Below are 14,479 nucleotides of genomic sequence, written 5' to 3' on the forward strand. Positions count from 1 at the left end.
AGGCCGGGCGACACGCGGCTGATGTGTGGACGTATGCTTTTGTTGTCATCGCCGATGAACACCCCAAACTGTCACGACTAACCTTGGGTCATGGAGGAATGGGGTGCTCAATCAACGATATGGAATAGCCAGTCTCTCTTTGGCTGTGCTGATGCTTTCAACCAGTCAGGTTTTCGCGGGAGCTTTCGCCCTGCGTGAACAGTCCGCTGCTTTTCAGGGTCTTTCATTTGCGGGCTATGGTACAGCTGCCTCCTCCATCTCAACCATGTTTTGGAACCCGGCGACCATCACGGCTCACGATGGGCTGAACGTGGAGTCCGTGAACTCCTTCATCATTCCTCGCGGAGATGTGAATACAGATAGTGTTACCCTGCAACAGCCCATTCCAGGCATGGGCGTGGTGGATATTCCACTGGATATCATACCCAATGCCGCGACCGGGTCCGTGGGGGATGTCGGCGTGGCCGCGTGGCTACCTGGAACCTATGGGACCTATCAGTATTCGCCTGAGCTCTATGTTGGGTTTTCGGTCAACGCACCCTTCGGGCTGTCCACGAAGCCGAACATCATTTCGGCAGGGCAGATTTACGCCCGATCTTCCAAGGTGTTGTCGGTCAATGCGACACCCATGGTGGGTTACAAGATCAATGAAATGGTCTCCGTGGCTGTCGGGCTTCAGGCTCAGTACTTCCAGGTTCGTTTGAAGTCCGCAACTGGCGTGATGACGACTAGTCCAACCGTTGAACTGCGGGGGGAAGACCACCTCGGGTTCGGGGGGACTGCGGGTTTGTTGCTGACGCCGTTCGAAGGTACGCAGATTGGGGTCGGCTATCGGTCGCCCATTCGTCATGATCTTGATGGCCAGTTGAAAGTCGGCTCAAGCTCGCAGAATATCAACGCGGATCTGGTTCTCCCAGAGCAGGTGAATGTCTCGATACAGCAGGAAGTAACGCCTGAGTTGAGAGTGATGGGGACCTTCGAATGGACGAACTGGAGCCGTTTCGGCAGCTTCAATGTCTACAATCAATCAGGTATTCCCATTCCCCAAGCGGCGCTTGGGTTTCAGTACAGCGACGGGTACTTCCTTTCTTTCGGGGCCGAGTATGATTTTCACCAGCATGTGGAAGGACTGACGGTTCGTGCCGGTCTGGGCTACGAATGGTCACCGATCTCGGAAAAGGATCGCAACATCCGGTTGCCGGATACGGATCGGCTTTGGGTCAGCGGCGGTTTCAGCTATCAACATAACGAGAACCTGGCCCTGGACTTGGGCTACAGCCATCTGTTTGCCGAGAGTGACGATATTAATATTGGCCCTGGTCATCCGGCCTACAACGGCGTGGTTACCTATAAGGGCGATGTGGATGCGGCGGTCGATATCATCTCGCTCGGGTTACGATACAAGTTCTAGTAGCGTTGATTGGTGAAGGGTTTGATGTGAGAGGCGAGTGCCCGTAGTCTGATGGGCACTCGCCTTGTATACCTTTGAACATCAGGCAAGCTGCCGAGTTTCGTTCGGATTTGACACCCTTACCCATCGGTGGCTTTCTTGTGATGGTGCTTAGAACGCGCTCTGATAGAGGCCTCCATCCAACAGGATGTTTTGGCCGGTAATGTAACCGGCATGTTGAGAGCATAGAAAAGCGCAGGTTTGGCCAAACTCATCAGGGTTGCCAAAACGCCCGGCAGGTATTTCGCGGGCCTGCTCTTTTTTAACCTCCTCCAGTGGCATGCCGGATTGCCGCGACTGGCGCTCGAAGCCACCCTTGAGACGATCTGTGTCGAACTTTCCGGGTAGTACGTTGTTGATGGTCACATTGTGAGCGGCAACCTGACGACACACGCCCGCAAGAAATGCTGTTAGGCCCGCTCTGGCGCCAGAAGAGAGATCAAGCCCATCAATCGGCCGCTTTACGGACATTGAGGTGATGTTCACGATGCGCCCGAAGTTTCGGTCAATCATACCGTCAATGACGGCCTTTATCAGTTCAATAGGGGTGACCATGTTCTGGACCACCCCATCGATCATGTCGGGTCGTGTGAGTTCACGGAAATCACGTCGCGGTGGGCCGCCGTTGTTGTTGATGAGGATGTCGGGCGCGGGGCAAGCTTTGAGAAGCGCCGCCTGTCCCTCCTGCGTGGAAACATCTGCTGCTACGGCAGTAACGGAAACGCCGAACTCTTCGCGCAACTGGGTTGCGACTGCATCTAAACGCTTTGGATCGCGTCCATTGATGGTAAGCGTACAGCCGGCCGCTGCAAGTGCTTTGGCTGTGCCCAGCCCCAGTCCTTTGCTGGAGGCACAAACTAGGGCTGCGCGCCCGGTCAGTCCAAGATCCATAAGTCCATTCCCTGATTTCTGGTTGCACGAGTTTGTTGGTTTCGTGTTACCGTATGCGGTAGGTAGGTCGCAAATAGTTCTCTCAGGCAAACTGCTGCTTGTCGTTAAACAGTGGTTCTATTTAGCTGGCATGAAACGGTATTCACAAATTAACTATTTATGAATCGGTGGTTTTCTAGCGAAATCTGCCAAGGAATCTTAAATGGCAAAATGGCTTGCCTCGTATTGTCATAATTGGTTCTTATGAATCGTCTTAAAGTCCCGAAGGTTTCGTTTGCGGAGGCAGAGTGGTGAGCACAGAACCTCAGAGCAAGAAGTTCAGATCATTGTTTCTATCTGACGTTCATCTTGGAACCCGAGGGTGTCAAGCTGATCTGCTTCTTGATTTTCTTAAATATCATGAGGCCGACAACATTTATCTGGTCGGCGATATCGTGGACGGGTGGCGATTGCGGCGCTCGTGGTACTGGCCACAATTCCACAATGACGTGGTTCAGAAGCTGCTGAGAAAGGGCCGTAAGGGCGCTCGGATTGTCTACATTCCGGGCAATCATGACGAGTTCCTTCGCGATTTCTTCGGAACCCACTTCGGTGGTGTGGAAGTGGTGGATGAGATTATCCACGAAGCAGCCAACGGCAAGAAGTATCTGGTCATCCATGGAGACCAATTTGATGTGGTTGTGCGCCATGCCAAGTGGCTCGCCTTCTTTGGTGACTGGGCATACGTGACTGCACTGAACCTGAATACTGCACTGAACTATGCACGTCGCAAGCTGGGGCTGACCTACTGGTCGCTGTCGGCCTGGGCCAAACTCAAGGTCAAGAACGCGGTCAATTTCATTGGTTCGTTTGAAGAGGCACTGGTATCCGAAGCAGAGCGTCAGGGCGTGGATGGTGTCATCTGTGGTCACATTCACCATGCAGCTGAGCATTCCAAATTCGGTCTGCACTACATCAATACCGGAGATTGGGTGGAAAGCTGCACGGCGGTGGCCGAGAACCACGACGGAACATTTGAGGTGATCCGATGGGCCGAGCAGGTGAGCAAGGAAGAAGCACAAGCGGAAACCGTGGCTGGCGAGCAAGTGGCAGCATGAGTTCAATTCTGATTGTCACGGATGCTTGGCGTCCGCAAATCAATGGGGTTGTTCGGTCGCTGGAACGTCTGGCAGAGCAACTTGTTGCGATGGGGCTTCGGGTGGAGTTTCTAACGCCCGAAAAGTTCCGTTCCGTGCCGATGCCAACGTATTCGGAAATTCGCCTCAGTTTGACAATTCCTTCCGAGGTCAAGCGTCATATCGAAGAAGCTGGTTGTGACCACCTTCATATTGCGACGGAAGGCCCGCTTGGATTGATGGCCGGATCGGTAGCCAAACGCGAGGGCATTGTATTTACAACCAGTTATCACACGCGTTTTCCCGAGTACCTCAACGCGCGTGTGCCCGTGCCAGTGGATTGGACCTACGCTTGGTTGCGGCGCTTTCACAATTCCGGTGCGGGGTGCATGGTGGCGACACCAACGCTTGAGAACGACTTGAGGGCCAAGGGTTTTACCAATCTGATGCGATGGTCGCGGGGAGTGGATCACGAATTGTTCCGGCCCATGGAGACACGCACCCTTGACCACCTGCCACGCCCGATCTTCATGAATGTGGGGCGTGTTGCGTTGGAAAAGAACATCGAGGCGTTTTTGAAGCTTGATCTTCCCGGCTCCAAGGTCGTGGTGGGCGGCGGTCCGCAACTGGAAGAGCTGCGTTCGGCATACCCGGAGGCCGTATTTACCGGACCCAAGCAGGGAGAAGATCTCGTTGCTCACTATGCGGCTGCGGATGTGTTCGTCTTCCCGAGCCTGACGGACACGTTTGGCAATGTGATGCTGGAGGCTTTGGCCTGCGGAACACCCGTGGCGGCCTATCCCGTAATGGGTCCAGTTGATGTGCTTGGGGGCTCGTCGGTTGGTGTTTTAAGTCAGGATCTGCAGCAGGCTGCTCTGCAAGCTCTTGATATCCCAAGAGACCAGTGTCGTGAATTTGCCCTCAGGTTTACTTGGCGCGCAAGTGCCGAGCAGTTTTTGCGTAACGCAGAGCAAGCGCACGAATTGGCGCGGTCAATGCAAAGAATGCCGAGCCCTGCGGATCAGCATATATCTGCCGCTTGACTTCTGGTAGTGTCCCGGCAGTTGAAGCGGGGCACTCCTTATGACCAGTATAAACTCCGAAATCTCTTTGCCTGATATTCATGAGGTTGAGGCTGCCCGGCAGCGCTTGCGGCCGTATGGTATTGTTACGCCGCTGCTGCGTAGCCCCGTCCTTGATGAACTGACGGGTGCTACGGTTCTTGTGAAAGCCGAAAACCTTCAACGGACTGGATCCTTCAAGTTTCGCGGGGCGTTCAATCGTCTGAGCCTTATCCCGGAGGCGGATCGACCGGGTGGTGTTGTTGCGTGTTCCTCCGGCAATCACGCGCAGGGCGTTGCTGCGGCCGCCCGTTTGCTTGGGATGAGGGCGACGATTGTCATGCCATCCGATGCGCCCGAGCTGAAACGGGCAAGGACTGTGGCCTTGGGCGCGCGAGTTGTGCTTTATGACCGCCAGACTGAAAACCGGGAACAGATTGCACAGGGCCTGGCCAAAGAGACGGGGGCTACCTTCATTCATCCGTACAACGATCCGCAGGTCATCGCCGGACAGGGGACCGTTGGGCTTGAGATCGCAGATCAGGCCAAGAACCAGGGACTGAAACTGGAAACCATGGTGGTGTGTACGGGTGGCGGAGGATTGGCCAGCGGTGTTGCTCTGGCATTGTCCGACCGTGCGAGCGACTGCCGGTTTCATACGGCTGAACCAGCCGGATTTGATGACTATGCTCGCTCGCTTCGTGCGGGACACATTCTCAAAAACGATAAAATGGGTGGGTCGGTCTGTGATGCGGTGCTGACACCAATGCCGGGGGAAGTCGGTTTTGAAATCCTGAAGAACAGGGCCTGTGAGGGGGCCGTCGTGAGCGATGAGGAGGCCCTGAAGGCTGTGGCCTTCGCCTTTCACGAGTTGAAGCTTGTTATCGAGCCGGGTGGCGCTGTTGCCCTGGCAGCCGTGCTGTTTGACAGGGTGCCGGTATCAGGCCGAGTGGTGGCGTTGACGCTCTCAGGCGGCAATATTGATCCAGCCATGATGGCGCTCGCCATTGGCAGTTAAGTTTCCTTTCGAAACTGCCCGTTAAGAGAACAGAGCCAGGCGTTCTCCGGTGGACAGGCGTTCCAGTGGATCGGCGTTACTGCGCGGCTTGCTGGTTCCTTCGGTTTGGCCGGGAGCCGGTGCATCGGTGATGGCGTCTTCAACGGCATCGGCTTCGAAAAGATCCAGATCGTCTTCCATGTCCGTTTCGGCTTGTGCCAGTGGAATGATATCCGCCGAAGCAGACTGCGGGTCTGTTGACGGCGTGGCAGTGGTCTCAGATGCTGTGTCTTGCTGTGTTTCGGGTGTCGTATCGGCAGGAGCGGCCTTCGGCTCGTCGGTACGGGCGGCGTGGTCGTCTGCGCTTTCCAGATCAAACTTGGGATCGTTTAACAGCGCATCGATATCCGACTGGTTTACACCCTCTCCGTCAAGCTGGGGACCGTTCAACAGGTGAGCATCCGGTCGCTTGTCCATGCTCTTGACACCCTCAGACCCGTCATCATCGTCAAGCTCATAGCCTTCGACGCCCCAAATGCGGATCATCCGATCGAGGCGCTCTTCAAGGTAATGCAAGACCTGCACCACTTTTTGGGTACGCTGTCCGGTCAGATCCTGGAACGAGCAGGACATGAAAATTTCCGTGGCCTTCTCGTCAATGGCATCGCACTGGCTGACATCCTGGGGGTTTTCACGCAAGGTCCAGGCGGATTCCTGAATGGCCTCGGCAGCTTCCAAAATGGCTTGAGTTGCGTTTTCCGTGGAGGAGACGATTGCGTCGAGTTCGTTGGAGGCGGCCGCGAAATGATCGCCGGTGGCGTTGTCGGTTTTCAGGCGGGCAATTTCCTTTTTTGTCCGGGCAATCGCCTCATTCATCTCGTAGAGGTTCAGACGCACGCTATCGAACTCGGAAGGAAACTGACGCGAGCGCATGTATTCTTCAAGTTGCTGAACAGATTTCAATAACTGCTTCGTCTCATGGGCCTGATTGCGACGCAGGTGTTCCTTCAAGAAACTGCGCCCAATGGCGGTTTCACTCAGCGCCTTTTGGAGCGCGGTGAACTGTTCCTCCGAAATCTGGGTGTGGTTCGAGAGCGACATGGATATTTATCTCCCCAGCATCCTAGATTGCCTTGACCTTTAAATGGTGAATTTACCTATCGCTAACAGTTGGTTTACAAATCCTAAAATCTCATTAAGGAACCTTTGTTAGACGAAGATAACGCGAATCTGCTTGGGGATGACCTTCCGTTCAGTTCAATTAAGATCTTAAACGCTCTTTGCTTTGGAGCCATTGATGACTGTGCATAACAAAGGAGGCTCAACGATGGGCCTCACTATTGGCATTAGTTGCTTATTTGCAGCCTATTTCTTCAGTTTCGGGCTGTTTCTGCCGTATTTCCCGGTCTATCTGAAAGAACTTGCCTATACCCCCGTGCAAATAGCCGTGATCGTTGCCATTCCCAATATTGTGCGCATTGTTGCGACGCCGGTGATGACCGGCATATCAGATCGGGCCGGGCGGCGGCGGTTGTCGATGTCCATTTTTGCAGTTGTTTGTGCTCTGGCATTTCTCGTGATTACGCAGGTTCAAACCTATGGGGTCATGATTGTGGTCGCGGTTTTGATGTCCATAGTGTTGGCGCCGTTGCAACCTCTGTCGGATGCCTATGCCTATGAAGCCGTCAAGAACCGCGGTCTGGACTATGGCCGCATGCGCTCTTGGGGTAGTGCCGCATTCATTGCGGCAACCATGTTTGGGGGCTGGTATCTCGGTGTTTTCAGTGCCGTTCAATTGCTGTTTTTTATCGCCGGTGGGCTGGTGCTCATGGCCGTTCTGGCTCAATCGCTGCCGGGCATGCCTTCGGAACACAGAGGACAGGGGCAAGCGAGAGACGATGGAAATTCCTCCTTTGCCGAGTTGAAGCGGTGGGAATTGCACCTTGTGTTGTTTTCCTGTGGCCTCATTCTGGGCAGCATGGCGGGGCTGTTCGGCTTCGGGTCGATATTCTGGCTCAGTCATCAAATCAGTGACACCAATGTGGGTGTCTTGTGGTCGGTTGGCGTCCTTGCAGAAATCACCGTGTTTCTTTTCGGTGGGCGCTTCCTGGCCAAAACAGGTCCGATCGGTTTCATGCTCATTGGCGCGATTGGCGGTACCGTGAGGTGGATCATTTTTCCGCATGCAGAGACGTTCTGGATGGCGTTCGTGGTTCAGCTCATGCATGGCGTGAACTTTGGCATGACCCATCTGGGCATGATGGCGTTTCTGGCTGATGTTGTCTCTGGCCAGCGTCTTGGTACGGCGCAGGGCCTGTCGCAGACGTATATTGGCCTGTTCACAGGCTTGGCAGGCATGTTGACGGGATTACTTTATGAAACCAGCCCGGCCCTGGCGTTTTATGCCATGTCCGCGGTCGCTGCGGTGGGGCTTTTGGTTTTATTGTCGTTCCGGAACCGTTTGATGGCTTACCGAGGCGTTGTGCCGACGGGCGGCTGAGGCGCTGACCTCAGCCGGCAATTGTCATCCCCACAGTGTTGTTTGGGGTGGGTGCATGGCGCTGCCATCGAAGCGGATCGGCGGGGTTCGGTCTTCTGCCAAGAGAAGGGGTCCGTCCAGATCAACATAGTCTGCACCTTGGGCCAGATAAAACGCGGGAGCCATGGCCAACGAGGTGCCAAGCATGCAGCCGACCATCACCTTGTAATCCAGCTCTCGGGCCTTGTGAAGCACGTGTTGCGCTTCTGTCAAACCGCCGGTCTTGTCGAGTTTGATGTTTACGGCCGTGTACCGATCACGCAGGCTTTCCAGTTCCTTGCTGGTATGCAAGCTTTCATCGGCGCAGATCAGAACAGACGTCGCGATGGTTTCAAGAGCGGCATCATTTCCTGCGGGTAGGGGCTGCTCTATCAGGGCTACGCCGGCAGCTTCACATGCTTGAAGGTTTTCGTGAAGATTGTCTGCAGACCAGCCCTCGTTGGCATCCACAATCAAATCGCTTTTCGGTGCGGCCTGACGAACAGCCTTGATCCGAGCAGCATCTCCATCGCCTGCAAGTTTGACCTTCAACAACGGACGATTCCGGGCCGCCGCTGCATCAGCGGCCATTTTTTCCGGTGTGCCGACAGAAATGGTGAACGCACTTTGCAATACCCGCGGAGCGCCTTGGCCCAGAAGTGAATACACCGGACGACCTGAAGTCTTTGCCTCAAGGTCCCAGAGGGCGCAGTCCAACGCATTCCGAGCCGCGCCGGGTGCCATGGTTTGACGGAGTTGGTCGCGCGTCAGACCGGCGTCCAAGTCAGATGCCATGGCGCGAATATCGGCCATTACCCCCTCAACCGTCTCGCCATAACGTGCATAGGGAACACATTCTCCGATGCCTTTATGCGTACCCCTGGACAGGGTGACTGTGACCACTGTGGCGTGCGTGCGGCTGCCACGGGCGATGGTAAAGCCACCATCGATCTTGAAACTGGAGCTTTCTACAGACAGTGATGTCATCTCGGAGTACCGAATTCTTCCTGAAGCCTGGTGACAAGTGGGGCAACGCCAAAGCGAACCGAATCCGTTGCAGGCAGGTGGATTTCGGCGCTGAGCCGAGCAAGGTAGTTCTTGGCGTCAGCTTCGTCCATGGCGGATGTGTTGATCGACAGACCAATGCATCGGATGTCGGGATTGGTCAGCCGGCCCATTGATAGGGTGCCTTCTATAACCTCCCTGATGCTGGGAACAGGCGTTTGAACGCCGCGCATTAGTTCTCTTCCCTGTTCATGGCAGACCACAAAGGCATCAGGTTGTGATCCATGAAGCAGCCCGAGGGAAACACCCGCGAAGGATGGATGAAACAACGAGCCTTGCCCTTCGACAACATGCCAATGATCATCATCTGCAGGTGGGGAGAGCCATTCTGCGGCTCCTGATATGAAGTCGGCCACGACGGCATCCAGTGCGATGCCTCGACCGGAAATGAACACGCCGGTTTGACCGGTCGCGCAGAAGCTGGCGTCAAAACCAGCTTCATTCATGCCACGTTCCATGGCCAGAGCAGTGTATTTCTTGCCCACCGAGCAGTCCGTTCCCACTGTAAGCAGGCGCTTGCCTGTGCGTTTGGCACCACTGCCAGTTTTGAACGTTTCGTTGTTCTGGCGTACGTTGAACAACCTGCGACCGGTCCGCTGAGCGGCATCGCGAATGGCGGGTACTTCTTCGAGGCGCATGTGCAGGCCGCTTGCTACATCCAATCCGCTTTCCAAAGCTTCCACGATGGAATTGACCCAGTGTTCTGGTAAGATCCCACCGGGGTTCACGCAGCCAATTACAAAGGTTTTTGTTCCTTGGTCCGCCGCTTGCGCCGGGGTTAGGTCGGGCAGGCCACAGTCGGCCTCGCAGCCGGGAAGGCGTATCTGACCGAGGCACCAATCGCGGCGCCAGTCCACAATGCCAAGGGCGGTCTTCGCGGCAAGATTGTCGTGAACATCCCCAAGGAACAGCAGATAAGGGTGTGCTATTTCCATCCTAAGGTCTCTCAATGTCTCTGAAAGGTTCGTCTGATTGCTAGACGTGGTTGTTATTGTCCTTGTATAGGAGAGGAACACGACACTGAGCAAGGGGACCAGATTCGGATAATGGAACCGAAAGTGCAGACAGCCGAGCCAGGCATGGCCGTGTCCGAGACAGAGAACGGCCGGTTGCTCACCGTTTCCGGTGTCTGGACGATCCTGACTGCTAATACCGCTGAGAAGCTGATTGACACTACGGTTTCCAAGGACGCCGCCCGTCGCCTTGTGGTTGACATGAAGCAGATTGTGCAACTGGATACCGCAGGGGCATGGTTACTGCACCGTTTGCGGGCTGATGTTGAGTTTGCCGGCGGTTTTGTTGAGTTAAAAAACGTAGATCCCCGCTACGATGTTCTGTTCAAAGAGATCGAACGCCACAACCCACGTGTGGTGCCACGCAAACCTTCAAAGCCGTCACTGGTCGCCCTGTTCGAGCGTACTGGAGAACTCACTGTTGAGATCTACCGTGATGCGCTGGCGATTTGCCACATTCTTGGTTCTCTGGCGCTGGTACTTTCCTGGGCGATTACCAGTCCGCGCCGCATGCGGGCCACATCCATAGCGGTTCAATTCGATAAATCGTGTATTGGGGCTGTGCCGATCGTCATGCTCATGAGTTTCCTGATTGGCGCGATTATCGCTCAGCAGGGTGGCTTTTACCTCAGGCAGTTCGGGGCCGACATCTTCGTCGTGGATCTGGCGGGTATACTGGTTTTACGCGAAATTGGCGTCATTTTGACAGCTATCATGGTTGCTGGCCGGTCAGGATCAGCGTTTACGGCCGAACTGGGCTCCATGAAGATGCGCGAGGAGATTGATGCGCTTAACGTTATCGGGTTGCGGGTCACGGAAGTACTCATCCTGCCACGGCTGTTGGCGTTGATGATGTCCTTGCCGGTGCTGGTGTTTCTGGCAAATATCGCCGCTCTTTTCGGTGCGGGGCTAGTGTGCTGGTGGTACCTGGCAATCCCACCTCACGCCTTCATGACCCAGCTACAGATCGCCATTGATGTCGAAACGCTGTTGGTCGGTGTTGTTAAGGCGCCGTTCATGGCCCTGATCATTGGGTTGATCGCATGCGTGGAGGGAATGAAGGTCACCGGCTCGGCAGAATCATTGGGTCAACACACCACCATGTCCGTGGTTAAAGCAATTTTCCTGGTGATTGTTGTGGATGGTGTTTTTGCCATGTTCTTTGCGTCCATCGGGGTTTGAGGAGAGGTAAGCCTTGCCAATGAAACAGTCGGGGGCAAAACCAATTGCTTTTCCAAGAGCACCGCAAAACGTGGCAGCCGGAGACGTGATCCTTGAGGCGCGGGGCGTATGTGTGGGCTTTGGGACCAAGATGGTTCTAGAGAATCTGGATCTTGATGTCTATCGCGGTGAAGTTCTTGGCTTCGTTGGAGGATCGGGAACGGGTAAGTCCGTGCTCATGCGCACGATCTTGGGCCTTACGCCGATGAAAGCAGGCCGCATTTCCGTATTTGGGCAGGACCTGAAGGAAGCGACGATTGCAGAGCGTACCGCCATTGAGCGGCGCTGGGGGGTTCTGTTCCAGCAGGGAGCATTGTTTTCTTCGCTCACGGTGCGCCAGAATATCCAGTTTCCTATGCGGGAGCATTTGAAACTGTCACAAAGGCTTCAGGATGAGCTGGCTTTGCTAAAGATAGAAATGGTTGGCTTGCCACGGGATGCAGCAGACAAGTTTCCATCGGAGTTGTCCGGCGGTATGATCAAGCGAGCGGCTTTGGCTCGCTCACTTGCGCTGGATCCGGATCTGCTGTTTCTTGACGAACCGACGTCGGGCTTGGATCCCATTGGTGCGGCCGAGTTTGATCAGCTGATCTACAAGCTGAAAGAAACGCTGGGATTGACTGTTTACATGGTGACCCACGATCTCGACAGCTTGCACACAGTGTGTGATCGGATTGCAGTTCTTGGGGAACGCCGCGTGCTGGTGACAGGGTCCATTGATGACATGATGGCCTGCGAGCAACCCTGGGTGAAATCGTACTTTCGGGGTGCTCGCGCCCTGCGAAGGGCGTAAGGAGGATCAATGGAGACCCGTGCCAACAATATTGCGATCGGGGCTTTCGTGCTCGCGGTAATTGCCGCTGTTTTCGTGTTTATCTTCTGGCTTATGAGCGCCAGCGATGGAAGCAATCGGCGCAATGTCAAAATCATTTTTCCGGGTGCGGTAACGGGTTTACCAACGGGTGGTCAGGTGCTTTTCAATGGCATCAAGGTTGGCGATGTAGCCAATCTGACTTTTGATCCGAAAAACCCAAAGCTCGTTGTAGCAACAGTGAGCGTTGATGCTAAAGCGCCGCTGCGCAAAGATACTCAAGCCTCCCTGGGATTCACCGGCCTGACCGGTGTTGCTTATGTCGATCTGCATGGGGGATCCGAGAACGCGCCACCTCTCATTGATCCGGATAGTGATGAGGTGCCAGTAATCTATGCAAACCGCAGTCAGTTTGAGGATCTGCTGGAGGGCGCCAAGGACATTCTTGCCAAGGCCGATACGACGCTGGCCTCCATTGAGGAGGTTGTGACGAAAAGCGCACCGGCGATTCAGGATACGATTGCTAATGTGGAGCAGTTTTCCAAGGCGCTTGCCAACAATTCCGATGGCGTTGATCAATTCATGGCGGGAATTTCTGAAACAGCCAAAGCAATAACAGGTCTGTCCGGTCGAATTGGCAATCTTGTAGACCGGGGGGAGCAACTGCTGGCTCAGGTTCCGCCTGATAAAATTGGCGAAATCGTCGGGGATGTCGAACAGATTACAACGGAATTGAGCAATTCGGCACAAGAGGTTTCGGGCGTTGTTCAATCAGCCAAAGCCACGGCTGATGAGTTGCAGACCTTTGCCCAAGGGCTGAATGAAAGCCTGACGCAAGTGGATGGCATTTTGGCTGCTGTGGAGCCTGATAAAGTGCAACAGGTTGTTGAAGGGGCGGCCGACCTCGCAGAAGTTGTCAGTCAACGCCAGCAGGATATCGATCAGATGCTGGCTTCTGCAAGCCAGATCACCAAGGATGCGGAGAGCCTGTCCAGCGAACTTGCTGCGCGCAAAGGCGAAATTGGCAAGATCGTTGATGATGCCAGTGTTGCCATGGCTGACGTGAGCGCGGCTGCCGGCGAAGCCAACCGCGTGTTGGCAGCGGTTGATAGTGATCGTGTTGCCAATATCGTTTCTTCAACGGACAAGGTCATCTCAAACATTGCAGGCCAGGAGCAACAGATCAATCGTGCGATTGGCAGCTTTACCAATGCGGCTGATAATGTGAATCAAATGACGCAGGACCTGCAAAAGCGAGTTCCAGACGTAGACAAGATCATTCAGCAGGGAACGCAGATTGCGGACAACCTCAATGGGGCTTCTGTGCGTGTGAACGGGATATTGGACAAGGTTGATGGCATGGTATCCGCTGATGGACAGGGATTCATTCAAGAGGCGACCGCCGCGGCCAAGTCCATTCGAGTTGTGGCAGATGCGTTTGCCAAACGGGCGGATCCGATTTCACAGAACTTGCTGAAGTTGACGCAACAGGGGTCGACGGATCTGACGGCACTTATGCGTCAGTTGAACGCGACCCTGACCCAGATCCAACGGGCGGTTGAAAACTTTGATCGCAATCCGAACCGCGTCATCTTCGGAGGCTCGGACACACCGGTTTATAACGGGGCACGTCGGCGGTAAGTGTTTTGAAAACTCAACAGGACTCTCAAATTCGGGCGAAGTGTGCTTTACTGCCATCTCGCAACGGGGACAGAATCGGCGTGACTACCTTGAAACCAATCAAGAGCATTCTTGCTGCGCTTTTGATCGGCGCGACTGCGGGCTGTGGCAGCACAGGACCAAGCGCGTTGTACGATCTGACCGCACCGCGCAATGTTGGCGCAGGTGAGCGCAGTTCCAGTGCACAGATTCTCGTGCCAGCGCCTGTAGCCCTTCAAGCCCTTGATACCAACTCTATCGCTGTTGCCGAAGCCGGACGGGTGTATTCGTACTACCCACGGGTAGCCTGGGCGGATACGCTGCCGAATGTGTTTCAGGCCAAGCTGATTGAGACCTTGGAGAACACCAGCAAGTTCCGTGGTGTAGCTCAGCCGGGGCAGGGGCTGTTAATTGACTATCAGCTCCAGACCACCCTGCGCGCTTTTGAAGTGAATGTGGGCGGTGGATCGCGGGCATATGTGGAGGTGGCTGCTCGTCTGGTGAACGATCGCGACGGTCGGTCGGTTCAGGCTCGTGTGTTTTCGGCGGAAGTACCAACGGCATCGACGAATACGGATGAGGCAATTGAAGCGTTGAACGCGGCCTCGGATGTTGTGCTGCGCGATATTGCGGATTGGGTTCTGAAGGCCGTTTAGTACAGACAGATCAAGAAGAGGT

The 14,479-nt window shown here is 54.9% G+C and carries 13 protein-coding genes; 9 read left to right on the plus strand and 4 right to left on the minus strand.

What is annotated here, in order from left to right:
• The first annotated feature begins 103 nt into the window (after positions 1 to 103).
• Positions 104 to 1,411: an OmpP1/FadL family transporter gene (locus G512_RS0101530; protein ID WP_028480168.1), complete on the plus strand. Its 1,308-nt coding sequence runs from the start codon at positions 104 to 106 to the stop codon at positions 1,409 to 1,411.
• A 150-nt stretch (positions 1,412 to 1,561) separates the two neighbouring features.
• Here the strand turns inward: G512_RS0101530 and G512_RS0101535 are convergent, their stop codons facing one another.
• The gene (locus G512_RS0101535) at positions 1,562 to 2,341 is read right to left on the minus strand and encodes an SDR family oxidoreductase (RefSeq protein ID WP_028480169.1); all 780 of its coding nucleotides are present in this window, start codon (positions 2,339 to 2,341) and stop codon (positions 1,562 to 1,564) included.
• A 290-nt stretch (positions 2,342 to 2,631) separates the two neighbouring features.
• Here G512_RS0101535 and G512_RS19665 point away from each other — a divergent pair, with 290 nt between their 5' ends.
• The 3 genes from G512_RS19665 to G512_RS0101550 are packed head-to-tail and all read left to right on the plus strand — an operon-like array spanning position 2,632 to position 5,535.
• Positions 2,632 to 3,438, plus strand: a complete 807-nt coding sequence (locus G512_RS19665; protein ID WP_036488223.1) for a UDP-2,3-diacylglucosamine diphosphatase — start codon at positions 2,632 to 2,634, stop codon at positions 3,436 to 3,438.
• On the plus strand, positions 3,435 to 4,499 hold the full coding sequence (locus tag G512_RS0101545) for a glycosyltransferase family 4 protein (RefSeq protein ID WP_028480170.1): 1,065 nt from the start codon (positions 3,435 to 3,437) through the stop codon (positions 4,497 to 4,499). Before G512_RS19665 ends, G512_RS0101545 begins: the two co-directional genes overlap by 4 nt.
• A 40-nt stretch (positions 4,500 to 4,539) precedes the next feature.
• Positions 4,540 to 5,535: a threonine ammonia-lyase gene (locus G512_RS0101550; protein WP_036487989.1), complete on the plus strand. Its 996-nt coding sequence runs from the start codon at positions 4,540 to 4,542 to the stop codon at positions 5,533 to 5,535.
• Between the two features lie 21 nt (positions 5,536 to 5,556).
• Here G512_RS0101550 and G512_RS0101555 read toward each other — a convergent pair whose 3' ends face one another.
• Positions 5,557 to 6,615, minus strand: a complete 1,059-nt coding sequence (locus G512_RS0101555) for a protein phosphatase CheZ (RefSeq protein ID WP_028480172.1) — start codon at positions 6,613 to 6,615, stop codon at positions 5,557 to 5,559.
• A 226-nt stretch (positions 6,616 to 6,841) separates the two neighbouring features.
• Between G512_RS0101555 and G512_RS19670 the strand changes: the two genes are divergently transcribed.
• Entirely contained in the window at positions 6,842 to 8,014 is a 1,173-nt protein-coding gene (locus G512_RS19670; protein WP_051268733.1) for an MFS transporter, read from the plus strand.
• Positions 8,015 to 8,038: 24 nt separating this feature from the next.
• Here the strand turns inward: G512_RS19670 and dgcA are convergent, their stop codons facing one another.
• On the minus strand, positions 8,039 to 9,019 hold the full coding sequence (gene dgcA, locus G512_RS0101565; RefSeq protein ID WP_028480173.1) for an N-acetyl-D-Glu racemase DgcA: 981 nt from the start codon (positions 9,017 to 9,019) through the stop codon (positions 8,039 to 8,041).
• Positions 9,016 to 10,032, minus strand: coding sequence for an N-acetyltransferase DgcN (dgcN, locus tag G512_RS0101570; protein ID WP_028480174.1), 1,017 nt, complete (start codon positions 10,030 to 10,032; stop codon positions 9,016 to 9,018). Before dgcN ends, dgcA begins: the two co-directional genes overlap by 4 nt.
• 111 nt (positions 10,033 to 10,143) lie before the next feature.
• On the opposite strand from dgcN, the gene G512_RS0101575 reads away from it, so the two are divergent.
• The 4 genes from G512_RS0101575 to G512_RS0101590 all read left to right on the plus strand — a co-directional run bounded on the left by G512_RS0101575 (position 10,144) and on the right by G512_RS0101590 (position 14,457).
• Positions 10,144 to 11,292, plus strand: coding sequence for an ABC transporter permease (locus G512_RS0101575; protein ID WP_028480175.1), 1,149 nt, complete (start codon positions 10,144 to 10,146; stop codon positions 11,290 to 11,292).
• 19 nt (positions 11,293 to 11,311) lie between these two features.
• Positions 11,312 to 12,124, plus strand: coding sequence for an ABC transporter ATP-binding protein (locus G512_RS0101580; protein WP_081657327.1), 813 nt, complete (start codon positions 11,312 to 11,314; stop codon positions 12,122 to 12,124).
• Between the two features lie 9 nt (positions 12,125 to 12,133).
• Positions 12,134 to 13,783: an MlaD family protein gene (locus G512_RS0101585; protein WP_028480177.1), complete on the plus strand. Its 1,650-nt coding sequence runs from the start codon at positions 12,134 to 12,136 to the stop codon at positions 13,781 to 13,783.
• Positions 13,784 to 13,863: 80 nt separating this feature from the next.
• A complete protein-coding gene (locus G512_RS0101590) occupies positions 13,864 to 14,457 on the plus strand; it encodes an ABC-type transport auxiliary lipoprotein family protein (protein WP_208974906.1) in 594 nt (197 codons plus the stop codon).
• The last annotated feature ends 22 nt before the right edge of the window (positions 14,458 to 14,479 follow it).

Source organism: Pseudovibrio exalbescens DSM 16456, assembly GCF_000422785.1.
Classification (GTDB): domain Bacteria; phylum Pseudomonadota; class Alphaproteobacteria; order Rhizobiales; family Stappiaceae; genus Pseudovibrio; species Pseudovibrio exalbescens.

Bases quoted from the DNA above. Each gene is read 5' to 3' on its own strand.
- G512_RS0101535 (WP_028480169.1), bottom strand. From the start codon at position 2,341: ATGGATCTTGGACTGACCGGGCGCGCAGCCCTAGTTTGTGCCTCCAGC.
- G512_RS0101545 (WP_028480170.1), top strand. From the start codon at position 3,435: ATGAGTTCAATTCTGATTGTCACGGATGCTTGGCGTCCGCAAATCAAT.
- G512_RS0101550 (WP_036487989.1), top strand. From the start codon at position 4,540: ATGACCAGTATAAACTCCGAAATCTCTTTGCCTGATATTCATGAGGTT.
- G512_RS0101555 (WP_028480172.1), bottom strand. From the start codon at position 6,615: ATGTCGCTCTCGAACCACACCCAGATTTCGGAGGAACAGTTCACCGCG.
- G512_RS19670 (WP_051268733.1), top strand. From the start codon at position 6,842: ATGGGCCTCACTATTGGCATTAGTTGCTTATTTGCAGCCTATTTCTTC.
- dgcA (WP_028480173.1), bottom strand. From the start codon at position 9,019: ATGACATCACTGTCTGTAGAAAGCTCCAGTTTCAAGATCGATGGTGGC.
- dgcN (WP_028480174.1), bottom strand. From the start codon at position 10,032: ATGGAAATAGCACACCCTTATCTGCTGTTCCTTGGGGATGTTCACGAC.
- G512_RS0101575 (WP_028480175.1), top strand. From the start codon at position 10,144: ATGGAACCGAAAGTGCAGACAGCCGAGCCAGGCATGGCCGTGTCCGAG.
- G512_RS0101580 (WP_081657327.1), top strand. From the start codon at position 11,312: ATGAAACAGTCGGGGGCAAAACCAATTGCTTTTCCAAGAGCACCGCAA.
- G512_RS0101585 (WP_028480177.1), top strand. From the start codon at position 12,134: ATGGAGACCCGTGCCAACAATATTGCGATCGGGGCTTTCGTGCTCGCG.